The organism is Streptomyces sp. NPDC057136, from assembly GCF_042670885.1.
Lineage (GTDB): Bacteria > Actinomycetota > Actinomycetes > Streptomycetales > Streptomycetaceae > Streptomyces.
In genome coordinates, this window is sequence record NZ_JBHUUV010000029.1 from 24,088 (window position 1) to 43,938 (window position 19,851).

Sequence of the window (19,851 nt, forward strand, 5' to 3'; positions counted from 1 at the left end):
CTCCTCTCTGTCATGTGTCAGCCGATCGAGTCGAGGACGTCGTAGTCGTCCAGGACGAGCGGCCCCTTGGTCAGCAGCGCCCAGCGGGCCCACGTGACTGCGGCGAACGGTGCGGCGTCGGTGAGGCTGTTGGTGCGGTCGATCGTCCACGCGTCTCCGATGCGGCGGGACCTGGCTCCGTTGACCGACGCGGTCAGCGGGCTCTGGTCCAGGTGACGGGCGGTGTTCTGGTTCATGGCGTCGGCGATCTGCCCGCACGCCTCGGAGGCGTCACCGGACCGCAGGACCACCAGGTGCCCGCGGTGCGGTTGGTCCTTGTCCTCCGGCACCGTGATGCCCGCGGTCTGCAGGTCATCGATGAGCGAGGCCGCCGGAGAGCCGGACCCGGCCACCGCGACGACCAGCGGGTCCCACAACTCGGCGAGACGCTTCACCGCGGGTACGACCCAGGCGGTACCCGCCCGGCGGTCCATGACCTCCAGGTGCACCAGGCCGTCCTCCCGTACGGACGCCATCCCGATGGACGACCAGGCCCGGTCCTGCGACACGTCGATGGAGAACGCCATGTCCTCGCTCGACTGTGACGCGGTATCGACCAGGCCGGGCCACATCTTCTTCGGCACGTTCGGGTCCACGGGCGGCGTGGCCTTGCGGGTCCGGTTGAGATAGGCCCGGTCGAACGCGCCCGGGTCGGCGGCCATCTTCTCGAGCTCGGCGGCGATGATGTCCTCGCTCACCGTGTAGCCCAGCGCGGGCAGGCAAGCACGCCACGTCGCCGGGTCCGCACGGTCCATCTCCTCTGGGGCGAACCACTCGAAGTAGGCGGTACGCGGCCGCAGGCCGTTGGCCCACAGTGCCTCGATCAGGGCGCGGCCGGTCTTGCGCTTCCCGTTCAGCCACACCGACTTCTCCGTCCCGCCGGCGGACGCCCACCACAGCTGGGCCTTGAGCCGGGTCAGCATGGCCGGGCTGAACGCCTGCTCGAGCCGGTCGTCCTCGGCTGCGAACGCCTCGTCGATGACACCGAGATCCAACGCCGGACCGTGCCCAGCCGACTCGGTGTTCGCCGTGATCCCCAGCCGGGACCGGGTCCGCTTCCAGATGATCGCCTCGCTGCCGTTGGCCTTGCGGGAGGTGACCCGGCGGCTGAGCGGCGACGTCTCAATCGTGGCGAGGAACTCGTCCTCCCACCGCTTCCGGGCCATGATCCGGTTCTGCGCGGCGTAGATGATGTTCTGCCGCTGACCGGCCGCCATGCGGTGCACCATCAGCCCGAGGATCTGCTGAGTCTTGCCCTGCTGCCTCGGCACCGACAGCCCGACCTCCCGGTGGGCGAACACCCCGGTGGCCGGGTCGATCTCGAGCGCGACGTCCAGTACGTACCGCTGCCACGGCATCGGCGGGTAGCCGAGCTTCTCCATCACTCGCCATGCGGCCGGGCCGAGGGACTCGAACTCCGGGCGTCGCGGCGTACCCCAACGGGGCGGGCACGTCAGGCCGTACAGGTCCAGGCACTGCTGGGCGAACTCTGCCGGCGGCGCCCAGGTCTCAGATTCCTCCGAGGTCACCGAGGTCGTCATCGTCGTCGTCATCCACGGCACGCCCCTCTACCAACGCCGCCACCGTGGCCCGCAGCTCCCGCGCGAGCTGGGGGAGGATCTTGGCGTCGTTCGGTACGTACACCGAGGCGCCGCACTCCTCACAGGGGACAGGGTGGTGGCCGTCCATCTGGCGGGCCAGGCGGTGGGCCACCGCGGCGTGCGTCGGCTCCATGCCGACCAGGTCGCCCAGGTTCTCGATGTCGTCGGCGAGGGCGAGCTCCACCGGGCCGGTCTCGTTGCGCCGTCGTCGCGTCCGGGGGGCGGCGGTCTCGTCGGCGTCCGCTGCTGGCAGCAGGGCGGCGATGCCCACGCCGAACACCTGGGCCAGGGCGGCGATGTCGTCCACGTCGATGCGGCGGGCACCGGACTCGATCCGGCTCACGATCGGCTGGGACATCGGCCGGCCCGCCTGGGTGAGCCGCTCGGCGAGGTCGCGCTGCTCCCAGCCGCGGGCTTCACGCTCGGCCGCGACCGTTCGGGCGGCGTGATCTCCGGCCGCCCCAGCCTGGAATGCCCGGGATGCCACGCCGTGCCCCCGTTCGCCGCCCCATCGCAAGAACCGCATAAGCCCTGGTCAGCCCGGGGAGAGAAAAATAAAAGCTGGGCGCGGGGCTGGGAAAGGCCCGATTCCTAAAACTCCCGGCCGCCTGGGCGGCTGACCTGCGGCTCTATGGTCCAGCGGCCGTCACCGTGATGCTCGCCAAGCCATTCCGCACTGGGTATTTGCTTCCAGGGGATCCAGCCCGTGCTGTACCCGCAGTTGCAGGCAGCCAGGCCAAGACGCCCATGTTGCGCGTCCTGCCATCGTTCACCTGTGGCTTCATCGAGCGGTCCAGGACGGGTCTCGACCTGCCTGCACGAGGTGACCCGGTGCTCGGCGGTCCAGGGTCCGGGGGCTGCGGACCGAGGGGTGACGAGCAGCGCCTCGCGCTCCTCGGTCACTGGCCCTGTTCCCTCCGGGTTGGAGTAGGGCCGTCCCCCTCTGCGCAGGAGCGCGGTGTACCGGATGACGGGGCGGCCTTCGCTGTCCACGCCTTCGGTGACTGCGCTGTCGAGGGGGACGTCGTTGGGGTCGATGCCGTTGGCCTGCAGCCAGGCCACGGTCACCGCCAGGCCGGGGGTGCTGTCCTTCGGCATGGTGACCTCCTGGGTCAGGGTCCGGCGTACCAGTCGCGTGAGGTGACGAGGCGGGGCGTGTTGGTGTTCGCGCCCTTCTCGCCGTTGCAGTTGCGTCCGCAGGTGGGGCAGCGGGTGATGCCGTGGGCGGGCGCCCAGTTGTCTTGGTCCTCGGGGTCGGCGCCGGCCGTAACGGGGGTGACGTGGTCGACGACGTTGGCGCCGGGGTGGCCGCAGAGGTGACAGACGTCGTTGGCGGCGAGGAACGCCGCGCGTGCCTTGCGGTAGCCGTAGGCGGTGAGGTCGTCGCGGTCGGCCATCGTCAGCCAGCGCTCGTGTCCTGGTCCTCGCGGGTGACCTTGAGGCCCTCGCTCATGATCGTGGTCTGTGCTGCGTCCCTGATCAGGTCGTCGATCAGACCGGGATGAAGACCTCCTGCGGTTAGTTCGGCCCGGTAGGCGATCAGCTTCTGAGCGGTGGTCAGCTTCTGCGCGGTGGCCATCAGTGGGTCCTTGTCGTCAGCTACGAGGCGGTCGGGTTGGCGGCAGACGTACCAGTCGCAGGGCGAGCCTGCCTCTGTGTGCCAGCACTGCACTGCAGGGTCGTCGCTGTAGTCGTCCACGGGAGCCTCCTGCGGGTACAGCAGAGGCCCGGCCGGTGTCCGGTCGGGCCTCGTGTAGGTGGTGGGTCAGAAGTCGGGGCAGAGGTGCTTGTGCGCCGCCGCGTTGATCTTCTGGGCTGTCGCCAGGGTGCGCCCCTCGGGATGCGTCGGGCTGGTGAAGCGCTGCCTGGCGAGGGCGGCCTGCTTGGCTTCGTCCTTGGGCCAGTTGTGGATGGTCTGGCACTGGGTGCGGCCTCGGCTCGCCGCCTTGTCTGCCTTGCCGTGGGCGATGTCGCGGTCGATCGTGTTGAGCTCGGCGACGAACGCGGCTTCCTGTTCGGGAGTCGTGGCCGGGATGCCGGCGGCGGCCAGGACGCTGGCCCGCTGCTCGGCGGTGAGCGACGGCGGCGCGCTGGGCTTGGCCTCCGTGGGGCTCTCCCCGCTGCAGGCGGTGAGCGTGGCGAGCAGGCTGACGGTGATGAGTGCGGTGGTGGTGCGCATGGTGCCCCCAAGGGTGATGAGGGGGACATCATGGGGCGGCTGGGGCGCTCCTGTCAGGTGTTCAGCCGGCGGATCTGAGAGAGGAGCCGACCCTGCCTGACGTCCTTGATGCCGAGTAGGGCGCGAGCGCGGTAGCGGACCTGGAGCCACAGCAGTGTCATGCCAACCATGCTGTCATCCCATGCGCTTCAGGTGGAGCCAGCTCGATGCCTTGATGGTCGTGGGGGTGGCGTTGGAGACGGCCTGGGCCCATTGGACCGTGACCAGGCCGTCGGCCCCGGCGATGAGGCCACCGGCTGGTTTGACGATGACACCGGCTGCCGTCACGCCCATGGACGATGAGGCGCCGAAGTCGAGCCGCGTGAGGCGCACCGAGCCTGTGCCGTCTGTTGTGCCGAGCGTTGTGGCGGTGGGTGTCCAGCCGCCGACGGAGCCAGGTGGGGCGGTGATGGTGAGCATGAGGTCGCCTGCGGGGTCGCCGGTGGCGAGGAGGCAGCCCTCGATGCTGTAGGCGGCGCCTGCGGTGACGGTGAAGCTGAGGTGGTCGTCTGTCTGGACGACCGTGGAGGCGGTCACGCCCTCGTCGGTGAGCTTGTACGCGGTGCGGGTGACACCGACGGCGTCTCCGGTGGGGACAGTCCCGGGCAGTCCTTGGATGCCCTGGATTCCCTGCTCGCCGCGCGGCCCGGGCACGAGGACGTAGTCGCCGCTGTAGGGCTCGACTGGTGCGAGGGCTGCCAGGTCGACGGTCTCGCCGAGGGCGGTGGTGAGGAGGACGGGGTACGAGCGGGCGTCCGCGTCGTCGGGGTACTCGTACACGGTGTGCGTGTAGTCGGTGGGGTCGTACCCGGCTGCGTCGGCCGCAAGGACGGTCAAGGTCAGTACCCCGTCGACCCAGCGGGCTTTCGCGTCACCTTGGGCGATGTGGCCCAGCTCTGGGTTGGTGACGAGGGCTGGGGCGGGTCGGAGGACGATGCGGCCGCGCATTGGGCCGCCGTCGGGGTGGGTGCGGTCGTCGGTGATGGTGATCGTGGAGACACCTTCGGGCAGGGCCACGGGGACCACCTCCGATCAGGGGAGCGTGTCAGGCGCGCGATGCACTTGGGGCGGGCTGGGTGATGCCCACGAGGCGTAGGGCGCGGGCCCGCGTGGCGACTTCGGCGCGGGCGACGTCCGCCAGGCGGTACGTGGCGCGGCCGGTCTCGGTGAGGCCGTGGGCCTTGAGGTGGCCGCGGCTGGCCCACTGGCGGATGGTGGCGGGCTTGATGTGAGCCGCTCCTGCGGTGAGGGCCTGGCGGGCCCGGTCGGCGTGGCGGGCGGCCTCTGCGGTGGTGAGGTTGTCGACGTCCATGTGCCTCCGTCCGGGAACGCGAAAAGCCCCGGCCGGGGTGGCAGGGGCTTGATGGGCACAGGTGTGCTGCTGGCAAGAGTGTGACGCTGTTCTGCGATCTTGTCCAGCGAGACGCGGTGTGCCCCGCCGAGGAACTGTCCCGGGCGGGGCACTGATCCGAGTAGCAGCCATGCACTGGATGCTGCTGACGCTACGGCGCACCACTGACAACGGGCCTACGGGCGCCACGTCTCCTGGTAGTCGGGGTGGTCGGCGTACGGCAGGGCGAGCAGGCGGAGCGTGGGACAGCCGGTTCCGCCGCACAGCGTGCACTCGGCCTCGCCCCGGTGGGTGCAGGGCCCTCCCTCGTCGGCGCAGAACCCGTCCACCACGGTGTGGGGCGTGCTGTGCCAGCGCAGGATCTCCCGCTTGGCTTCGACCTCGCGGAGGACGCGGGCCGGGTCATGGCGGGCGATGTGGGCGGCGTCGCCCGGCTCAAGCGGGCCGATGGTGCGGTGGTGGTAGCCGGGCGGTGTCACGAACTCCCGGCTCCACACCCAGTCGCCCTGCGTCGCGGCGCGCGCAACCGCTTCGCCTTCGTCCAGTCGGTCGCGGAGGAACTGCACCAGGTCGTCCATGGGCTCATCCTCTCGCAGTGATGCCCCGTCCCCGTCTGCAGCGGGGGCGGGGCATCGGGCCGGGCGCTACCCGGCGTGCAGATTCCAGTGTGGCAGGCGGTCAGTGGCCGCAGCCGGGCTTCGTCCACCAGCCGCACGCCGCGCAGTAGTCGGCGGCGAGGGCGGCGGTGAGGCGTCGGAGAAATGGCATGGGTCAGGTCCTCTCGGTGTGGAGCACGGTGTGGCGTACGGGGTTGTCGGGGTCGTCGGTGATCACGTATGTGGCGTTGTTGTTGTTGCTCTGACCTGCGGCAACAACGGCAACAGGAGTGGTCTCGGAAGGGGGTTGGGGGAGTGGTGGGACGTCGTCCCGGTGGACGCCCTCGCGGCTGCTCTCCCCGGGGGCTCGCACTCCGGCCCGTACGCGGATGCCCACGCGGGCCAGGAGGGCGCGCACATCGCGGGTGGCCCACCGGGCCTGCTTGGGGCGTGCGGGGAGCGCCTTGGCGAGGGTCTTGAGCTGTACGCCGCCCGTGTCCTGCAGGAGGCCGTGCAGGAAGGGCGCGACGTCGTCTCGAGTGAGGGTGTCGGCAGGGTCCGCGGCGTTCGGCTGCTCCGGCTCCTGGCCCTGCTCGGTGTCGTCGCGCTCGGCCATGGCGATGGCGAACCCGGCGATGATCGAGGTGGCGGCCCAGGCGGCGGCGAGCGCCAGCAGGATGTCCGTGGTGTGGGGCAGGCCACGGATGAACCCGGCCGCCAGGACGAGGGCGAGGAGCCTGACGAGGACTCCCCCGGTACTGCGGCGCTGCGCAGCGGACGCGTTGGCCGGCGGCTGCTCCTGGTCTTCGTCGGTGGTCTCCTCGGTGGCCGGCGCCTGCTCCGGCTGCTCCACCGGGTCGGTGGGGCGTCCGGTCAGCCAGGTGAGGAAGTGACGGTAGATCCAGGCGGATCCGACCCATACGGCGGTCCAGAACCCGATCCAGTGCTTCATGGTCAGCCGCCGATCATCATGAAGAAGGCTGCGGCGAGCTGGCCAGGGACGGCCCATACGGAACCGTCACCGGCGGTGGGCCAGGTGAAAGCGGCGATCACGGAAACGACGGCCGCCCGTACCGGATTGAGCGGGGCGGTCAGCATGATGATGAGCAGCAGGAGGGACGCGGCGCCGATGCCGATCTCTCCGAACGGGCCGTCCCCGGTGCCGACGCCCAGGCCCGTCCAGCCCTGGCGTACGACCTCGTCGGCGTTGGCCCAGATCTTCCCGGCCGCGGTGTACGCGGTGCCCGCGAGGAAGGCGACGGTTCCGGCCTTCCCGGTGGTGAGCTTGATCCGGCCCTTGCCGATGACACCGAAGATGAGCAGCGCGGAGAGGCAGAGGGCGAGGCCGCCGGCGCCGAGGAAGCCCAGTGCGGCGCCGCCGCTGTTGGGTGCTGCGAGATACATGGCGGTGGACTCCTAGACGATGCCGGGCGCGTTGAGCGCCAGGGCGAGAGCGGCGGAGCAGACGGGGATGCGGGCGGCCCAGACGATGACGGGCCGGAGTGCGGGCGGGACGTACGGCAGGCCGGGCAGGTACGACGCGACGATGTAGGTGACGAGGCCGAGGGCGACGCCGGCGCCGGGAGCGGCGGGGCCTGCGTCGGCGATGAGCTCCCCCATCTCCGCGACCAGGCCGAGGAACCATCCGACGGCTGCGGCGCCGCCGTGGTAGGCGAGCCAGATGCGGCGGCGGTACAGCCGCTCCTGCGCCCGCTGGTCGGCCGGGTCGGGGACGGTCCAAGGCGGCGAGGCGGCCGTCGGCTGGTTGACGGTGACGTGGATGCCGGGCGCGGCCGCGATGGTGTCCTGCGGGTCCGGGGCGGGCTCCGGGGCGCGGTGGCCGAACGGACGGGGCGCCGTCTGCCACCACGGCAGAGCCTTCTCCGGCTGCTCCTCGGGGTCGTCGTCCTCGTCCTCGGGCTCGTCCTCGTCGTCGGTGGTGTCCGGCGGGGTCGGCTCGGGGATGACGTGGACCTGGACGAGCGGCTGCGGAGACTTCTCGTCGGCTGCGGGGCCGTCGATCATGCGGCGCAGCCGCAGCCGTAGCCGGGTCTCGCTGTCGGTCATGGGTGGGCCCTTCACGTGGATGCGGCTGCGGTCAGCCGGTGGATGCGAGTGCGGTACGGGTGCGGTCCTCGGCTGCAGCTGCGCGGATGCGGTCCTTGGCCACGGCGACGATGCGGGGGGACCTGCCCTGCCCGATGTGCAGTTCGCGCTGCAGCCGCCGCTGCGACAGGGGGCCGGTCTCGGCGAGTGCGATGGCCTGGGCGATGAGCTCCTCGTCGCCGGGCTGCAGTTCGAGCGCGGATGCGGTGCTCGGCTGCGGCTGCACCGGTGGCTGCGCATCCGCTGTGACCTCGCGGAGGGCCGGGAGCATCGGTAGGAGTTCGAGGTGCAGGCCGGTGCTACCGAGGGCGGGGACGGCACGGGGCCGGCAGATGACGGGGAGCAATTGGGCGCCCACGGGAACACTGTTGGTGGGTGTGGGGGGTGCGGTCGGCTGCGCATCCGGCTGCGGCTGCGGTGCATCCGGATGCACGCTCGTGGCTGCGGGTGCGGCCTCAAGTGCGAGTGCGGGTGCAGCCGGTGTCAGTGCAGCCGGAGGTGCGAGTTCGACCGCCTCGTCTGCGGCGGCGTCGAATGCGGTGTCCGCGTCCAGCTGCACGAGTGCGGGTGCATCCGGCTGCGACGGGGATGCGGGCAGGGGGCGGCCGTAGCGGGCGAGGCGCAGCTGCAGCCGATCCTCTACGGGTGCCGTCCACCGCCAGCTCCGCCCGTACGTGGCCTGCAGCCGGGCCCGGTAGATGAGCCGGTCCTGCTCGAGCTTGATGACCTGCTCGTAGCTGCGCAGCTCCCACAGCTTCATCCGGCGCCACAGCTTGAACGTGGGGACCGGAGAGAGGACCCAGCGGGTGAGGCGTACGCCGTCCATGTGCTTGTCGGCCGTGATGTCCGCGAGTCGGCCCACGGCATGGCGGCCGGCCTCCACGCTCATCACGAACAGGACGGGGATCACGGCGTGCATCCCGGTGCCGACCGGATCGGGCCACGCCACGGCAGCGTTGAACGCGATCGTCGCCGCGGTGAGGAGCCAGGCGGTGGGGCGCAGCATCGGGAAGGGGATGCGGAGCCACGCCAGGAGGAGATCGAGGGCCAGAAGGACGACGATGCCCGCGTCCAGGCCGATGGGGAACACGAGGGCGAAGCCACCGAATCCCTTGCGCTCGGCGAGGTGCCGTACGGCGGTGTAGGACCCGGCGAACCCGATCGCGGCCAGGGCGACGGTCAGCGCGACGACGGTGGCGACGAGGCGCCGTTGCAGGCGGGTGAGAACGGGGCGAGACGGCACGGTGGGCTCTCCCGGGAAGGGCGGCCGGGCACGCGTGTGGGCGGGCCCGGCCGTACGGGTGGTCAGCTGTGGCGAGCTCGGGCGGCGGCCTGGCGGGCCATCGCGTCGCGGGCGGCCGTACCGGAGACGGAGGCGTAGTCGGCCTGGCACGCCGCGACGGTGGCGGGCTCGGCGACGACGAGGGCCGGCGTCGGCGCGACGGTGACGGGCTGCGCCGCCGTCGCGCTGTCCTCGGTGGGCTCGCTGTCCTCGGTGGGCTCAGCCGTGGCGTTGCCGTTCTCGGCCGACTCGTACGGGGTGTACGTGACGGGGCGCCGGGCGGCGAGGCGGCCGAGGTACTCCGTGTCGAACGAGGCGTTGTCCGGTGCGGCGAGGACGGCCGCCACGCACAGGCGGACGCTGTCGGCGCGCTCCTCGAGGAGCCGGTGGTACGCGGCCTGGTCGCCAACGGTGGCGGGGGGCGGGACGTCCAGGGCGGTGGCCACGGCCTGCAGGAGCGCCAGGAGCTGATCGCGGTCGGCTGTGACGTCGCTCATCAGATGCTCCTCGTGGTGGCGTCGGCCGTCTTGAGGAGGCGCATTCCGTACTCGGCGCGGGTGATGGGGTCGGGGGTGACCGGCCAGTCGACGCGCGGCATGTGGCGGAGCAGGAGGCCCACGGCGGCGGCGGTGCGAATGGTGCCGAAGCCGTGGGCGTCGGCGGCGGCGCGGCCGGCGTACGCGAGGCGGGTGGCCTCTCGCATGGGCAGCGTCGGCTCGATCGCGCAGAGCGCCGTACCGATGGCCTTCAGCAGGGTGCGGGTGGGGTTGTCCATGGCGGTGCGGGCGCGCTGCAGCGCCAGGTTCATGTCGGGGGCCGAGTTCAATACGGCGGTGGCGCGGATACGATCGCGCATAAGTCATTCCTCCTGGTGGATCAGGTGGTCTGGCTGGCCCCGGCCGGAGCGGCTAACTCCGACCGGGGCCGTTGTGTTGGCAAGTACGACCGTACGGAATAGTTGCGTCGGGCGCAACTATTCAGGGAGGATGGCGCATGACCAAACGCGATCCGAGGAAGGAGGAGCAGCGCACAATGCTGACGTTTACGCAGGCGGCCGCGCGGCTCGTCGCCGACGAGCACGTGCGGAGCATGGGCCCGGAAGGGCTGAGAAAACTCGCGCGGACCGACCCGGAATGGCCCCTGACGGAGGACGACTACGGCGAGGCAGCTGGGGCTCGCACGGTTCCGTACGAGCGTGTCGTGGAGTACATCCAGACCAGGAGCAAGCGTCCGGGGCGCGGCCCCGCGAAACCGCCGGCCCCGCCCACGCAGTAAGAGCTGCGCCCCGCCCAGGAGTGTCGGGCGGGGCGCAGCCGTGTCTGCGGTCAACTTCCTTGACGCCTCACGCTGCCGCTGCGCTTTCACGCTGGGCGACCATCAGCAGCGCTACGCGGGCCAGGGCGGGCATCACCTCGGCCCGGTGCACGTCGTACTGCTCGAGGGTGAGGCGGACGTCGCAGACCTGACACGAGATGTGCAGCTCGTCCTCGCGCTCGACCAGGGCGAACGCGAGGCAGCCAGGGCACGGAGCGTCCCGCGCGGTACGGCGCGGCGTGGTGTGCGTGACCCACTGAATGCGACTCAGGAGCTCCTCGAGCTGGCCGTACATCTCCTCGACCCACGGCCGGGTCACGGCGTACGGCAGGTACGCCTGCAGCCAGGAGCACCAGGCCGGGATGCCCTTGCCGGTCCGCGGCCAGGCGTCCTGGCACCGGTCGATCCGGATGGTGCCGTGAGCGTCGTGGTGCACGGCCGGGATCTCGGAGGCCAGGTAGCGCGCCCACCCGGCGAGGAGCGCCGCGATCGGGATACCGCCGCTCTGGTCGCCGTGCGGGTCCTCGATCGGCACGGCGTGCCCAGGGCCCAGGAGGTCCAGGACGCGGACGTCGACGGGGAGCGGGGAGTGCGCACGGCCGCTCCCGCCACGCTGCGCCGGACCAGTCGTCGGCTGCAGGCAGTCCCGCAGCAGGGCGGCCTGCCTGGGCAGGGTGCGCAGCCACGTGTGCGCGCGGTACTCGCAGCCCTCGCACAGGTAGCGGTCCTCGGCTGTCACGTGGTGGCAGATGCGGCAGGTGTTGTCCATGGGCGTGCTCCGGTACAGGTCAGGTGGTGGCGGGGTCGGGGCCGGAGCAGCCGAGCTGCTCGCGGATGGCCCCGGTGTGGCGTGGATCGGTGCACGGCTGCGTGGGAGGCAGGCCCGTTTCAGCCGGCGCCTCGTCGGCCCACTCGATACGGCCGCCGCCGTACCCGGCCTGCAGGAGCTCGATGGTGCGGGCGCTGCTGCACAGTCCCCACTCCGGGTCGTCCATGACGAGGGCCCAGCCGTTGGGGTACTGGGCGCCGTCCAGGACCTGGCCGTGGCTCAGGTGGAGCCGGAAGCCGCGGGCAAAGGCGGCGGTCACGGGCCCACGACCGTGATGCAGGTGCCGCTCAGGCACAGGCTCTGACCCTCGGTGGCGTAGTGGACGTGCTCGCCCTGGTCGCGCAGCGTCTCGGCGGCAGCCCAGGCCCGGGCGGATTCGATCTCGTTCACAGCTGCTCCTTGGTGCAGTAGTGGGCAGTGACGCGGGGGTCGTTGTGGGTGAGCCAGCCGAGCTCGCAGCACCAGCTGTCCCACGGCTCAATGCCGGTGGCCATGTCGGCGAGCGCACGGCGGCGGGCCTGACGGTGGGCGGCCTGCAGCTGCTCGGCGGCGCGCCGCACCCAGGAGCACGCCTCGGCACACGCACCGGTGAGGACCAGGCAGACCAGCGATGCGGGCCACATGTCGGCCCGGGCGTACAGCAGGGCCAGGCCGCCGAAGGTGATGGCGGCCAGGCCGAGGGCGGCGTAACGCAGCCGGGCGGAGATCACTGGGCGCCGCCGGCCTGCGCCTCACGCCACGCCTGGACGACCGAGGCCGGGATGGACCCACGGCCCGAGACCGTGTGGCCGTTGGCCTTTGCCCACTCCCTGACCACGGCCTGGTCGTAGCCGGACGACTTCCGCCGGGGGCGCAGCTGCTCCCTCCGGTCCCGGAGCTCGGCAAGCTGGTCCAGGAGGCGCTGCTCCTCGGCGTCGGCCTGGGCGATCTCCTCGGCCTTGGCGTACAAGCCTCGGAGTTCCCGCAGGAGCGTCCGGGCCTGCTCACCTTTACGGGCGACGAACTTGGTGTCGTGGGCCTCGGCCCAGGCAAGGAGCTTGCCAACAGGGAGCGAGACGGCGCCGACGGGCGGCGCCTGCTGCTGACCGGAGGCAGGTGGTGTCTGCATGGGCTTCCTCTTTCTGGCGGTGGTGCGAGGGATCGGTGGTGCCGGGTGGTGCGGTGCGTCGGGGAGCTCCTCGGCCAGGAGCCGGTGAAGGGCGGCGATCGTCATGGGCGGCGGGTGTGTTCAGCACCGAGGCGGCGGGCACGGCGCCACCGGGTGACGGTGCGGCCGCTCACACCCGTGATGCGTGCGACCTCGGGGCCGGGCAGGCCGCGGTCGGTGAGGGCCAGGCCGACCAGGACCCGTTCGCGGCGCGTCATGCCGGGCAACAGCTGCTGCAGGTAGGCCGCCGCCGCGACGTCCTGCGGGTCCGCTGTCTGCCAGGCGTGGAAGTCGAAGTCCCGGTACTTCCGCCAGCGTTCGCAGTGCGTGGCGCACATCCGCTGGCGGACGGCGTCCCGTTCACACCGGGGGGCGAGGCACTGCACGGTGCCGTTCACGCTGTCCGCCAGGAGGCCGGCCGCGCTCCCGTGGTGCTGCGCTGCGCCGTACGGCTGCTGCGCCTGGGCGGCGGGGAACTGCAGGTCGCGTGATGCGGCATCGCCTGCCACTCGCCAGCCCTCGGCGCCGGGTGATCCTTGGTCAGGCTCCGTACGTACAGCAGCCCGTCCGGTCCCTGCATCACAGCGAGGTTCCCGTCAGCGGTGGGCTCGGCGTCGATCGGCTGCCGCCGGCCGTTGGCGGTGGTGAGCGCCCAGCAGATCCGGGCCCTGCAGCCCGTGCAGGTGGCGAGGTGGTGGCTGGCTGGCTTCATGCTGGGGTCCCTCCAGGGTCGGCAGATGCGAGGTGGGGCAGGGCCAGGGCGTGGCCGTAGAGGTAGATGGCGTGGGCCTGGCCGTGCTCGGCGATGGCCTGGCGGATCAGGTCGGGGGTCACGGCCGCGCGGAGCTCGTGCAGCTGCTCGCGGCCGAGCGTCGGGAGCTCCTCGCCGACGGCGGCCGGGATCGGCCACGACACGCTCACCGCCGCGGCCGCCACCGGCTCGGATGCCGACCGCACGGGCTGCTCCTCGGTCACCGGCTCCGGCTGCTGTGACCCGGCGGTGGTGTCCAGGCAGAGCTGGCAGGGCTCACCGGAGTGCCACAGGGTCCCGGACTCGCAGGCGGGCAGACCGCAGCCGCGGCGGACCAGGGCGGCGCCCAGGATCCAGCGGCCCGGGTCGCGAGGCGGCTCGGTCGAGGCGTAGCGGGCGGTGAGCCGCGCTGTGATGCGCTCCATGCCGATGCCCTGGGCGAGCTGGCGGCCGATCTCGGCGTCGATGCGCCGCAGCACCCAGGAGCTGATGCCGGGGAGCAGGTGGCGTACGGGCTCGAGGACGGCCCAGGACCGGCGGGTCAGGTGACCGCCGGTCTCGGCGGTCTGCGGCCTGCTGGTGTTGCTGCGCTTTTCGTCGTGACCCGCGCTGCGGAATGTCGGCCCGGCCGAGTTATCCACAGGGGCTGCGGGCTTACTACCTGCAGGGCGCCTACGGCGGATCCCACCACCCACCCGCGTCTTCGTCACCGGTCGGTCAGTCCTGTGGTCTTCCCTAGACGTGAGGGATCCGTCGTGATCGTCCGGACCGGATCCGTCATGGATGTCAGGGGCGACGTCCTCGAGCTGGACGGCCTGCAGCGGGTGCCGGTGGACCTCGTAGGCGTGGCGGGCCTGCAGCCCCTCACGGTGGTGGACGGTGACCCAGCCGGTGTCCTCGAGCTCCTGGAGGAGCCGGGCGGCCTGGCGCTTGCCGAGGCACTCGCCGGCCGACTTGCCGGAGTGGTGGTAGAGCATCGCGCCGAGGTCGCCGACGGCCAACGGCTGGTTGCGGACGGCGGCGTAGGCGATCAGGGCGTAGAGGCGCAGCAGGCGCGGTGAGAGGGCGTCGGCGGCCCGTACGGGGATCCAGACGAAGTGCTCGTCCTCGTCGGCCGTACGGACGATGCGGTGTGCGGACTGGCCTCGGCCGCCGGGCAGGGTGCGCCGAGTCGTGAGGACCTCGGTCAGGTTGTCGACGCCGTCAGGGTTCTGGAGGTCGTGCAGACCGCGCTCAGCCTCGGACTTGGACAGGCCGAGGTATTCGGCGATGACGCTCACTTTGGCGGTGCAGCCGTCGGTGCGCATGGCGAGCGCTGCGACCTTGATGTAGACGCTCAGGGCCGAGTCTCGGTACTGAGCGCCTACAACGATGCGCAGGGGAACGCGAACGCGTTGGCCACCGCCGGCGCGCGGCCGTGCCGATGCCGCGATGTGCGGCGGGCACGGCGCAGCAGCAGCGGGTGCTGCTGCGTACGCGACGGCGGTGGTCAACGGGTCTCCTGGGATACGGGGTTGGTCAGTTGCTGGTCTGGGCGGACTGCGTGGCCCGGGCGGCGGCAAGCTCGCTCTCCCAGGCACGGCGCGGCCCGATCAGTACGAAGTTCAGGGCGCGCTGGGCAAGGAGGCCGTAGGCGTACGCGGCGCCAGCCAGGCCGTCGCTGGCGTCGATGGCACGGAACATCTCTCCGGCCTCGTGCTCACTGACGTAGTCCCGGCCCGCCAGGTCCTCGGCGTACTCCGAGGAGCCCGCGCACCCCACCAGCACGTCGTAGGCGGCGTCCAGGGCCTGGCCCTCGACATAGGTGTCGAGACCGGGGATGTCCAGCAGGTGCTGCACAGCGTGGCCGTCGTCGTCGGTCTGGAACGCCACCACCGGCGGCTGTTCGCCGTTCTGCACCGACCGAATCGCCCATGCGGCGCCGGACGCGTACAGCAGGGCCGCCTCCTCGTAGCGGCGGTGCATCTCGGCCTCGGCCCGGTCGTACAGAGAGCTCAGGTCGGACAGTGCTTTCTCGTGCGGTTCCCGGGTGAGGGTCCGTCCGTACGCGTTGGTCCGGCCCTCAAGCGCAATGCGGCCCTCGTGGTTCCGGCGGCGGCCGAAGTCGACGGTGTCGACGGCCAGCTGGGCGGAGATGTGGGCGGTCTGGTACTCGCGGGCCGTCTCGTACAGCGCGTACACGCTGTCGAACAGCGACTCGGTCCAGTACTGAGTCTTGTCACGCATGGGTGGTGGTCCGATCGGTCGCGGGGCGGCCCGTCTTCTTCAGGCGGGCCATGACGGAGTTGGGGATGGTGAGGAGGAGATCGGCGGTCTCGTACCGGTCGGCGGGCCGGGTCTTGCGGAGCAGGCCGCGCGCGCGCAGAGCGGTGAGGGCGACGGCGACCTGGGCGACGTACAGGCTGGTGTCGTGGACGAGGCCGATCAGACGGGGCTGCTGGGCGATCTGCCCGGCGGGGTCCGCGTGGGTGGCGAGCGCGATCGCGACGAGGCGGGCGTGCGGCGGCAGCGAGGAGGAGAGCACCGCCTGCTCCCAGAGCGACCGGTACGAACGGCCGGCCACCGGCGGGGCCGGGGCGATCAGCTTCTGGTCGGCGGCCGTTGCGGGGGCGCGGCGCGGCATGAGCGCGGGCGTCGGGCGGGGGCTCGTCATGACGGTGGCTCCTGGTCCGTAGGCGGGTCGGTGGTGATCTGGTGGATGTAGGCCCCGGGCGGCCAACCGGGCCCGGGCGGGGACTCCGGCCGGCCTGCGTTCGCGGAGGGGGTGTGGGCGTCGCATTTCCAGCCGGTGAGATACCGGCGGGCGTAGGCGAGGCCGTGCCGTGCTCCCATGTCGTTGCAGGGGCGAACCGAGCCGCTCATACGGCGGTGACGAGATGGCGGCACTCGGCGCAGACCAGGCCGTCCGACGTCACGCGGTGCACGGTCTCGAGGTGTCCACAGTTGGGGCTGTCGCACGGCATCCACACGGTGCTGTCGAGCGGGACACCCCGGACCCAGCGGACGGCGGCGACCGCGAGCACGAACACGGTCACCGCCCAGCACAGAAAGCCGGTAAGGGTCGCGGCGATCACCAAGAGCGGGATCATGGGTTCCTCCTGCGGGTCGTACGGGCGGTGATACGGCGGTCCGCGGCCCAACCGACGGCTATCCAGCCGACGAGGCAGAGGCCGAGGGCGATGAGCGCGGCGAGGACCCAGGCCGACTCGGTCACGACGGGCAGGCGCGCGCTCCACGGACCGTGGCCTGCGCGTCGCGGAGGCGGCCGAGCGCGGCGGCAGTCGAGGCGGCCGACGGAGTGGACGTCGCGGCCCAGGCGGCCGTGTCCTTCTCCAGCTCGGCCAACTGCTGCTGCAGGCGGCTGACTTCGGTCTCCAGCGCGATCACTTGGTCGGGCTGACCAGGCATCGGAAACGGGGCGGTACCGGTGCGGAGCAGGCCCAGAGACATTGCGGTCGCGACGGCCTGCGCGGCGGACCGTGCGCCGAGTTGGCGGTACGCGGCCGCCCGGTGCGACTTCACGGTGTGCGTGGTAAGGCACATGCGGCGGGCAGTCGCTTCCACGGAGTCGCCCACGGCGAGGCCGACGAGCACGCCGATCTGCTGGTTGGTCAGCGTGCTCGCGGGGCTGGCCTGCGGCATGGCGAGGGCGGCGGCCGCCAGGGCGGCTACGTCCGCCACGGTGATCGGCATGTCGCGCTCCTCGGCGACGGCCAGAAGGCGGGCGGTGACAGCGTCCTGCGCGGGGTGCATCACGGTGCACCTACCGGTCGGGTCGCCTCGATCTCCGTGACGTGGACGAGGTGGCCACTGCCGAGCATGTCGTGGCCGTAGACGACCTGGTCGTCCAGCGGCAGCTGACCCAGCGACGACCGGACCGCGTAGGCCAGTGCCGACGGGTTGCCTTCCACAAACATCCAGGACGTGCCGCCGAACACGATGTCGGCCCAGTCCTCGACACGGAACTGGAGCGGGGCGCCGTAGTCGTGGCGGGGCAAGGACGCGGCGGGCAGCACCGTGACGATCTGGCCGGCCTGCGGGTGAGCAGTGGTGTGCTTCATGCCGATCGCCTGCGCAGTCGCTGGAGGAACACGGCGAAGGTGCGGGGTGTCGGCTGTTGCTGGGCGAGGGCCGGGCCGTGGCAGGCGGTGATCGCGGAGCGGAGCTCGGCCGAGGTGGCCGGGCGCGGCTCCGGGATCAGCGGCCCGTAGATCGAGTAGACGAGGGACAGGACCATCGGCGTGTCCTCGCCGCGCTGCATGAGCGGCTCGTCGACCGACGCTCCGCCGGGGCCAACCACCGGCTCCCAGGAACCGATCCACGTCCAGCGGGCGCCGTAGACGTCGATCCACGTGCGGGTCAGATCGAACACGGTGCCATCGAGCACCCATGTGGTCTGCGGTGTGGTCGTCATGCCGCCACCTGCTCGGATGCCGCGTCGACCAGCGTGTACGCCTCGAACTGGATGCCGTTCACCGTGCCCGTGGCGCCGACGCGGATGAAGGGCGACTCGTCGCCGTTGCGGCCCTCGGTCACGGTGCCGCCGAAGTGCGCGGCGAACTCGTGTACGGCCTCGGGGGACTGGTGGAAGACCCAGCAGATCAGAGGGCCCTCATGCCACTCCGCCAGCCGGATAGTCGTGTGGATCGGGAGAGCCGGTGTCGTGCTCATCATCTGTTCGCTGGTGGCCAAGGCGTCCATATAGGCGTCGCGGCGGGCCAGTTCGGTGACGATGCGGGCGCGGGACGCCTCGGCGCGGCAAGTCGGCTCATCGATGCCGGCGAACTCCCGGAGGTCCGGGTTCTGCTCGAGGACCCTCCACCGGTAGGAGTCGGTGTACGTCATCGGCGGGCGGGTCAGGAGCAGCGTCCAGGGGCGTTCGCCCTCCGGCTGCGTCGCGGCCGCGAGTGCTGCGGTGATCCGGGAATGGGTAAGGTGCTTCACGGTGCCCTCGATCTCTGTCGTTGAGGTGTGCCGGTTGAGGGGCTGTCACGGACCAGGCCCGGTCCGGGCGGCCCCGTTTTCAGATCGAGGCGGCCTGGCGGCGGGGGAGTCGCGCGACGAGCTGCAGGGTGGCGGCCGGTGCGGCCGGCCTCCGGCGCTGAGCGATCACGTCGGGCTCCTCCGGGACCGCAGTGGTGGTGTGCAGCGCGAGGAGCTGGGCGTACTGCTCATCCGTGAAACGCCACGCTCCAGCCGCCTTGACGGCGTCGACGCGTCCCTTGCGTGCCTGTTCCTTGACCCACCACGTCGACACCTGTAGCGAGTCCGCGATGGCCTCGGGCGTGTGGAGCTGCGGCAGGGCGGACATCAGGCGCTCCGAACCAGGCACTGCTGCTCCTGCGCCGTGATGTATTCGGCCACCGCGTCCTCGCGCGCCACGACCCGGCCGCCGATCTTGAAGCACGCCGGGCCACGTCCGGCCACGCGCCACTTCCGGAACGTGGCGGGAAGGATGCCCAGGCGGGAAGCGATTCCCGGTCCGGACGGGGTGTCTGCGATATAGATCAGACCGGGTGGGGGGCTCGTGCGTGTGCGCATGGCTCGTCCTCTCGTGACACGACAGCGGGTGAATCCGATTTCACAGACAACTCGTTCTGTTTCGGAGACGCAGGCGGCGCGAAAAGGACGAGCACTGCGACTCCGAGCGCCTCCACGAGGGCATGGGCGGTCTCCATTTCGCACGTACTCATATGCCCGCTGACCAGATGACCGACCGTGGCGGGAGGCAGGCCCGCAGCGTCTGCAAGTGCACGGACACTGAACGGGGCACCCCGCCCGGGGTGCTCCATGACCCAGAGCAAGATGCCTCGGTCGCGAAGCTGGTAGCGAACTCTCACGGTGGCTCCAAATCAGAACGTACTGGCTACGTTCGGGAACACATAACCACAGGCGTAGACGTTTCGTCTACGAATTCGAACGGCCGGTTGTGGCGTTTCCGTGAAAGTTGACTCAGCGGTACCTTGTTCCGTAGACGATTCGTCTGTGAATCGGGATGGTTGTACGCGCTGACCAGCCACTTTGAAGAGAGCCCGGTGGTCACACTGAGACAGACAGGCCAGACACATAGGCGCTGGGCAGGCGCAGAGAGGCAGCCATGGCAACGGATCCCCCAACCCGTCGTGACACCGACACCGAGATCCCATCTCGGCTAGTACAGGAGATGGACGCCGATGATTTGAGCCAGATGGTGCGAGAGGCCAACGACGCCGGCGCGTCGTACCAAGACATGGCGGACCGGTCCGAGGCGGCAGGTCAGCCGATCTCGAAGCCGTACTTCCAGAAGCTCGCGACGAACGCCGTCACCTCGGCGCCGTCAAAGGAGCGGCTGAAAGGCATCGCGGCTGGACTGGACAAGCCCCTGCAACTGGTCAAGCGCGCCGCCTCGCGCCAGTTCCTCGACTACGAGGGGCGCGAGCTAAGCAACTTCTCGGACGACGCGCGCGTGATCGTTTCCCACCTGGCTGGCATGAGCGCCGAGGACACCCGGCGGTGGCGGGCCATGATCGAAGCTGACGAGCGCGCACGTCAACAGGAATAGGTCATTCATACCTGTTCTTGATCACGCCCTGTCTATGTATCGTGACCGAACACGCGGTCGAGGAAAGCGCGTTCGG

Annotated in this window: 35 protein-coding genes; 2 read left to right on the forward strand and 33 right to left on the reverse strand. The window is 71.0% G+C overall.

Annotated elements, in window-relative coordinates; all coding sequences use genetic code 11:
• Positions 1 to 17 precede the first annotated feature (17 nt).
• The 15 genes from ACFT7S_RS28230 to ACFT7S_RS28300 all read right to left on the reverse strand — a co-directional run bounded on the left by ACFT7S_RS28230 (position 18) and on the right by ACFT7S_RS28300 (position 10,049).
• Positions 18 to 1,592: a terminase gene (locus ACFT7S_RS28230; RefSeq protein WP_382736615.1), complete on the reverse strand. Its 1,575-nt coding sequence runs from the start codon at positions 1,590 to 1,592 to the stop codon at positions 18 to 20.
• The gene (locus ACFT7S_RS28235) at positions 1,549 to 2,127 is read right to left on the reverse strand and encodes a helix-turn-helix domain-containing protein (protein ID WP_382736617.1); all 579 of its coding nucleotides are present in this window, start codon (positions 2,125 to 2,127) and stop codon (positions 1,549 to 1,551) included. The genes ACFT7S_RS28230 and ACFT7S_RS28235 overlap by 44 nt, the downstream gene beginning before the upstream one ends.
• Positions 2,128 to 2,231: 104 nt before the next feature.
• A complete protein-coding gene (locus ACFT7S_RS28240) occupies positions 2,232 to 2,738 on the reverse strand; it encodes a hypothetical protein (protein ID WP_382736618.1) in 507 nt (168 codons plus the stop codon).
• 14 nt (positions 2,739 to 2,752) lie between these two features.
• Positions 2,753 to 3,037, reverse strand: a complete 285-nt coding sequence (locus ACFT7S_RS28245) for an HNH endonuclease (protein WP_382736620.1) — start codon at positions 3,035 to 3,037, stop codon at positions 2,753 to 2,755.
• A gap of 2 nt (positions 3,038 to 3,039) precedes the next feature.
• On the reverse strand, positions 3,040 to 3,339 hold the full coding sequence (locus ACFT7S_RS28250) for a hypothetical protein (protein ID WP_382736622.1): 300 nt from the start codon (positions 3,337 to 3,339) through the stop codon (positions 3,040 to 3,042).
• Between the two features lie 66 nt (positions 3,340 to 3,405).
• The gene (locus tag ACFT7S_RS28255; RefSeq protein WP_382736624.1) at positions 3,406 to 3,819 is read right to left on the reverse strand and encodes a hypothetical protein; all 414 of its coding nucleotides are present in this window, start codon (positions 3,817 to 3,819) and stop codon (positions 3,406 to 3,408) included.
• 174 nt (positions 3,820 to 3,993) lie between these two features.
• A complete protein-coding gene (locus ACFT7S_RS28260) occupies positions 3,994 to 4,875 on the reverse strand; it encodes a hypothetical protein (RefSeq protein ID WP_382736626.1) in 882 nt (293 codons plus the stop codon).
• A gap of 28 nt (positions 4,876 to 4,903) precedes the next feature.
• Entirely contained in the window at positions 4,904 to 5,170 is a 267-nt protein-coding gene (locus tag ACFT7S_RS28265; protein ID WP_382736628.1) for a MerR family transcriptional regulator, read from the reverse strand.
• A 215-nt stretch (positions 5,171 to 5,385) separates the two neighbouring features.
• Positions 5,386 to 5,787: a DUF6221 family protein gene (locus tag ACFT7S_RS28270; protein ID WP_382736630.1), complete on the reverse strand. Its 402-nt coding sequence runs from the start codon at positions 5,785 to 5,787 to the stop codon at positions 5,386 to 5,388.
• 193 nt (positions 5,788 to 5,980) lie between these two features.
• Entirely contained in the window at positions 5,981 to 6,757 is a 777-nt protein-coding gene (locus ACFT7S_RS28275) for a hypothetical protein (protein ID WP_382736631.1), read from the reverse strand.
• Between the two features lie 2 nt (positions 6,758 to 6,759).
• Positions 6,760 to 7,209 carry a hypothetical protein gene (locus tag ACFT7S_RS28280; RefSeq protein WP_382736633.1) on the reverse strand — a complete coding sequence of 150 codons (450 nt, stop codon included), beginning with the start codon at positions 7,207 to 7,209 and terminating at the stop codon, positions 6,760 to 6,762.
• A 12-nt stretch (positions 7,210 to 7,221) separates the two neighbouring features.
• A complete protein-coding gene (locus tag ACFT7S_RS28285; RefSeq protein WP_382736635.1) occupies positions 7,222 to 7,872 on the reverse strand; it encodes a hypothetical protein in 651 nt (216 codons plus the stop codon).
• 31 nt (positions 7,873 to 7,903) lie between these two features.
• Positions 7,904 to 9,154, reverse strand: a complete 1,251-nt coding sequence (locus ACFT7S_RS28290; protein WP_382736636.1) for a DUF2637 domain-containing protein — start codon at positions 9,152 to 9,154, stop codon at positions 7,904 to 7,906.
• Positions 9,155 to 9,216: 62 nt separating this feature from the next.
• On the reverse strand, positions 9,217 to 9,690 hold the full coding sequence (locus ACFT7S_RS28295) for a hypothetical protein (protein ID WP_382736637.1): 474 nt from the start codon (positions 9,688 to 9,690) through the stop codon (positions 9,217 to 9,219).
• Positions 9,690 to 10,049: a hypothetical protein gene (locus ACFT7S_RS28300; protein WP_382736638.1), complete on the reverse strand. Its 360-nt coding sequence runs from the start codon at positions 10,047 to 10,049 to the stop codon at positions 9,690 to 9,692. The genes ACFT7S_RS28295 and ACFT7S_RS28300 overlap by 1 nt, the downstream gene beginning before the upstream one ends.
• A 137-nt stretch (positions 10,050 to 10,186) precedes the next feature.
• Between ACFT7S_RS28300 and ACFT7S_RS28305 the strand changes: the two genes are divergently transcribed.
• On the forward strand, positions 10,187 to 10,468 hold the full coding sequence (locus tag ACFT7S_RS28305; protein WP_382736640.1) for a hypothetical protein: 282 nt from the start codon (positions 10,187 to 10,189) through the stop codon (positions 10,466 to 10,468).
• A gap of 67 nt (positions 10,469 to 10,535) precedes the next feature.
• On the opposite strand, the gene ACFT7S_RS28310 is transcribed toward ACFT7S_RS28305, so the two are convergent.
• The 18 genes from ACFT7S_RS28310 to ACFT7S_RS28395 form a co-directional block, all read right to left on the reverse strand.
• Positions 10,536 to 11,276 (reverse strand): hypothetical protein, encoded by a 741-nt coding sequence (locus tag ACFT7S_RS28310; protein ID WP_382736641.1) that lies wholly within the window; start codon positions 11,274 to 11,276, stop codon positions 10,536 to 10,538.
• Between the two features lie 19 nt (positions 11,277 to 11,295).
• Complete coding sequence (locus tag ACFT7S_RS28315) at positions 11,296 to 11,595, reverse strand: hypothetical protein (protein ID WP_382736643.1); 300 nt, start codon at positions 11,593 to 11,595, stop codon at positions 11,296 to 11,298.
• Positions 11,592 to 11,726: a hypothetical protein gene (locus ACFT7S_RS28320; RefSeq protein ID WP_382736644.1), complete on the reverse strand. Its 135-nt coding sequence runs from the start codon at positions 11,724 to 11,726 to the stop codon at positions 11,592 to 11,594. The genes ACFT7S_RS28315 and ACFT7S_RS28320 overlap by 4 nt, the downstream gene beginning before the upstream one ends.
• On the reverse strand, positions 11,723 to 12,046 hold the full coding sequence (locus tag ACFT7S_RS28325; protein ID WP_382736646.1) for a hypothetical protein: 324 nt from the start codon (positions 12,044 to 12,046) through the stop codon (positions 11,723 to 11,725). The genes ACFT7S_RS28320 and ACFT7S_RS28325 overlap by 4 nt, the downstream gene beginning before the upstream one ends.
• Positions 12,043 to 12,444, reverse strand: coding sequence for a histone-like nucleoid-structuring protein Lsr2 (locus ACFT7S_RS28330; protein WP_382736648.1), 402 nt, complete (start codon positions 12,442 to 12,444; stop codon positions 12,043 to 12,045). Before ACFT7S_RS28330 ends, ACFT7S_RS28325 begins: the two co-directional genes overlap by 4 nt.
• Positions 12,445 to 12,545: 101 nt before the next feature.
• The gene (locus ACFT7S_RS28335) at positions 12,546 to 12,881 is read right to left on the reverse strand and encodes a helix-turn-helix domain-containing protein (protein WP_382736650.1); all 336 of its coding nucleotides are present in this window, start codon (positions 12,879 to 12,881) and stop codon (positions 12,546 to 12,548) included.
• Positions 12,878 to 13,195, reverse strand: coding sequence for a hypothetical protein (locus tag ACFT7S_RS28340; protein WP_382736651.1), 318 nt, complete (start codon positions 13,193 to 13,195; stop codon positions 12,878 to 12,880). Before ACFT7S_RS28340 ends, ACFT7S_RS28335 begins: the two co-directional genes overlap by 4 nt.
• Positions 13,192 to 14,727: a hypothetical protein gene (locus ACFT7S_RS28345; protein WP_382736653.1), complete on the reverse strand. Its 1,536-nt coding sequence runs from the start codon at positions 14,725 to 14,727 to the stop codon at positions 13,192 to 13,194. Before ACFT7S_RS28345 ends, ACFT7S_RS28340 begins: the two co-directional genes overlap by 4 nt.
• Positions 14,728 to 14,752: 25 nt before the next feature.
• On the reverse strand, positions 14,753 to 15,460 hold the full coding sequence (locus ACFT7S_RS28350) for a hypothetical protein (RefSeq protein WP_382736655.1): 708 nt from the start codon (positions 15,458 to 15,460) through the stop codon (positions 14,753 to 14,755).
• The gene (locus ACFT7S_RS28355) at positions 15,453 to 15,887 is read right to left on the reverse strand and encodes a hypothetical protein (protein ID WP_382736657.1); all 435 of its coding nucleotides are present in this window, start codon (positions 15,885 to 15,887) and stop codon (positions 15,453 to 15,455) included. Before ACFT7S_RS28355 ends, ACFT7S_RS28350 begins: the two co-directional genes overlap by 8 nt.
• 205 nt (positions 15,888 to 16,092) lie before the next feature.
• Positions 16,093 to 16,323: a hypothetical protein gene (locus tag ACFT7S_RS28360; RefSeq protein ID WP_382736658.1), complete on the reverse strand. Its 231-nt coding sequence runs from the start codon at positions 16,321 to 16,323 to the stop codon at positions 16,093 to 16,095.
• Positions 16,320 to 16,448, reverse strand: coding sequence for a hypothetical protein (locus ACFT7S_RS28365; RefSeq protein ID WP_382736659.1), 129 nt, complete (start codon positions 16,446 to 16,448; stop codon positions 16,320 to 16,322). Before ACFT7S_RS28365 ends, ACFT7S_RS28360 begins: the two co-directional genes overlap by 4 nt.
• Entirely contained in the window at positions 16,445 to 16,987 is a 543-nt protein-coding gene (locus ACFT7S_RS28370) for a helix-turn-helix transcriptional regulator (RefSeq protein WP_382736661.1), read from the reverse strand. Before ACFT7S_RS28370 ends, ACFT7S_RS28365 begins: the two co-directional genes overlap by 4 nt.
• Positions 16,987 to 17,295 (reverse strand): hypothetical protein, encoded by a 309-nt coding sequence (locus ACFT7S_RS28375; RefSeq protein WP_382736663.1) that lies wholly within the window; start codon positions 17,293 to 17,295, stop codon positions 16,987 to 16,989. The genes ACFT7S_RS28370 and ACFT7S_RS28375 overlap by 1 nt, the downstream gene beginning before the upstream one ends.
• A complete protein-coding gene (locus ACFT7S_RS28380) occupies positions 17,292 to 17,648 on the reverse strand; it encodes a phiSA1p31-related protein (protein WP_382736664.1) in 357 nt (118 codons plus the stop codon). The genes ACFT7S_RS28375 and ACFT7S_RS28380 overlap by 4 nt, the downstream gene beginning before the upstream one ends.
• Positions 17,645 to 18,178: a hypothetical protein gene (locus ACFT7S_RS28385; RefSeq protein WP_382736666.1), complete on the reverse strand. Its 534-nt coding sequence runs from the start codon at positions 18,176 to 18,178 to the stop codon at positions 17,645 to 17,647. Before ACFT7S_RS28385 ends, ACFT7S_RS28380 begins: the two co-directional genes overlap by 4 nt.
• Before the next feature lie 79 nt (positions 18,179 to 18,257).
• A complete protein-coding gene (locus ACFT7S_RS28390) occupies positions 18,258 to 18,566 on the reverse strand; it encodes a DNA-binding protein (RefSeq protein WP_382736668.1) in 309 nt (102 codons plus the stop codon).
• A complete protein-coding gene (locus ACFT7S_RS28395) occupies positions 18,545 to 18,775 on the reverse strand; it encodes a helix-turn-helix transcriptional regulator (protein WP_382736670.1) in 231 nt (76 codons plus the stop codon). Before ACFT7S_RS28395 ends, ACFT7S_RS28390 begins: the two co-directional genes overlap by 22 nt.
• A 622-nt stretch (positions 18,776 to 19,397) precedes the next feature.
• Between ACFT7S_RS28395 and ACFT7S_RS28400 the strand changes: the two genes are divergently transcribed.
• Positions 19,398 to 19,775 carry a hypothetical protein gene (locus ACFT7S_RS28400; protein WP_382736672.1) on the forward strand — a complete coding sequence of 126 codons (378 nt, stop codon included), beginning with the start codon at positions 19,398 to 19,400 and terminating at the stop codon, positions 19,773 to 19,775.
• Positions 19,776 to 19,851: the final 76 nt, after the last annotated feature.

Excerpts from the sequence above, each read along its gene's own strand:
- ACFT7S_RS28240 (WP_382736618.1), bottom strand. The coding sequence starts at position 2,738 with ATGCCGAAGGACAGCACCCCCGGCCTGGCGGTGACCGTGGCCTGGCTG.
- ACFT7S_RS28255 (WP_382736624.1), bottom strand. The coding sequence starts at position 3,819 with ATGCGCACCACCACCGCACTCATCACCGTCAGCCTGCTCGCCACGCTC.
- ACFT7S_RS28310 (WP_382736641.1), bottom strand. The coding sequence starts at position 11,276 with ATGGACAACACCTGCCGCATCTGCCACCACGTGACAGCCGAGGACCGC.
- ACFT7S_RS28305 (WP_382736640.1), top strand. The coding sequence starts at position 10,187 with ATGACCAAACGCGATCCGAGGAAGGAGGAGCAGCGCACAATGCTGACG.
- ACFT7S_RS28360 (WP_382736658.1), bottom strand. The coding sequence starts at position 16,323 with ATGATCCCGCTCTTGGTGATCGCCGCGACCCTTACCGGCTTTCTGTGC.
- ACFT7S_RS28400 (WP_382736672.1), top strand. The coding sequence starts at position 19,398 with ATGGACGCCGATGATTTGAGCCAGATGGTGCGAGAGGCCAACGACGCC.
- ACFT7S_RS28285 (WP_382736635.1), bottom strand. The coding sequence starts at position 7,872 with ATGACCGACAGCGAGACCCGGCTACGGCTGCGGCTGCGCCGCATGATC.
- ACFT7S_RS28230 (WP_382736615.1), bottom strand. The coding sequence starts at position 1,592 with ATGACGACGACGATGACGACCTCGGTGACCTCGGAGGAATCTGAGACC.
- ACFT7S_RS28275 (WP_382736631.1), bottom strand. The coding sequence starts at position 6,757 with ATGAAGCACTGGATCGGGTTCTGGACCGCCGTATGGGTCGGATCCGCC.
- ACFT7S_RS28375 (WP_382736663.1), bottom strand. The coding sequence starts at position 17,295 with ATGAAGCACACCACTGCTCACCCGCAGGCCGGCCAGATCGTCACGGTG.
- ACFT7S_RS28270 (WP_382736630.1), bottom strand. The coding sequence starts at position 5,787 with ATGGACGACCTGGTGCAGTTCCTCCGCGACCGACTGGACGAAGGCGAA.
- ACFT7S_RS28265 (WP_382736628.1), bottom strand. The coding sequence starts at position 5,170 with ATGGACGTCGACAACCTCACCACCGCAGAGGCCGCCCGCCACGCCGAC.
- ACFT7S_RS28370 (WP_382736661.1), bottom strand. The coding sequence starts at position 16,987 with ATGCACCCCGCGCAGGACGCTGTCACCGCCCGCCTTCTGGCCGTCGCC.
- ACFT7S_RS28355 (WP_382736657.1), bottom strand. The coding sequence starts at position 15,887 with ATGACGAGCCCCCGCCCGACGCCCGCGCTCATGCCGCGCCGCGCCCCC.
- ACFT7S_RS28380 (WP_382736664.1), bottom strand. The coding sequence starts at position 17,648 with ATGACGACCACACCGCAGACCACATGGGTGCTCGATGGCACCGTGTTC.
- ACFT7S_RS28280 (WP_382736633.1), bottom strand. The coding sequence starts at position 7,209 with ATGTATCTCGCAGCACCCAACAGCGGCGGCGCCGCACTGGGCTTCCTC.
- ACFT7S_RS28245 (WP_382736620.1), bottom strand. The coding sequence starts at position 3,037 with ATGGCCGACCGCGACGACCTCACCGCCTACGGCTACCGCAAGGCACGC.
- ACFT7S_RS28295 (WP_382736637.1), bottom strand. The coding sequence starts at position 9,690 with ATGAGCGACGTCACAGCCGACCGCGATCAGCTCCTGGCGCTCCTGCAG.
- ACFT7S_RS28395 (WP_382736670.1), bottom strand. The coding sequence starts at position 18,775 with ATGCGCACACGCACGAGCCCCCCACCCGGTCTGATCTATATCGCAGAC.
- ACFT7S_RS28330 (WP_382736648.1), bottom strand. The coding sequence starts at position 12,444 with ATGCAGACACCACCTGCCTCCGGTCAGCAGCAGGCGCCGCCCGTCGGC.
- ACFT7S_RS28340 (WP_382736651.1), bottom strand. The coding sequence starts at position 13,195 with ATGAAGCCAGCCAGCCACCACCTCGCCACCTGCACGGGCTGCAGGGCC.
- ACFT7S_RS28350 (WP_382736655.1), bottom strand. The coding sequence starts at position 15,460 with ATGCGTGACAAGACTCAGTACTGGACCGAGTCGCTGTTCGACAGCGTG.
- ACFT7S_RS28300 (WP_382736638.1), bottom strand. The coding sequence starts at position 10,049 with ATGCGCGATCGTATCCGCGCCACCGCCGTATTGAACTCGGCCCCCGAC.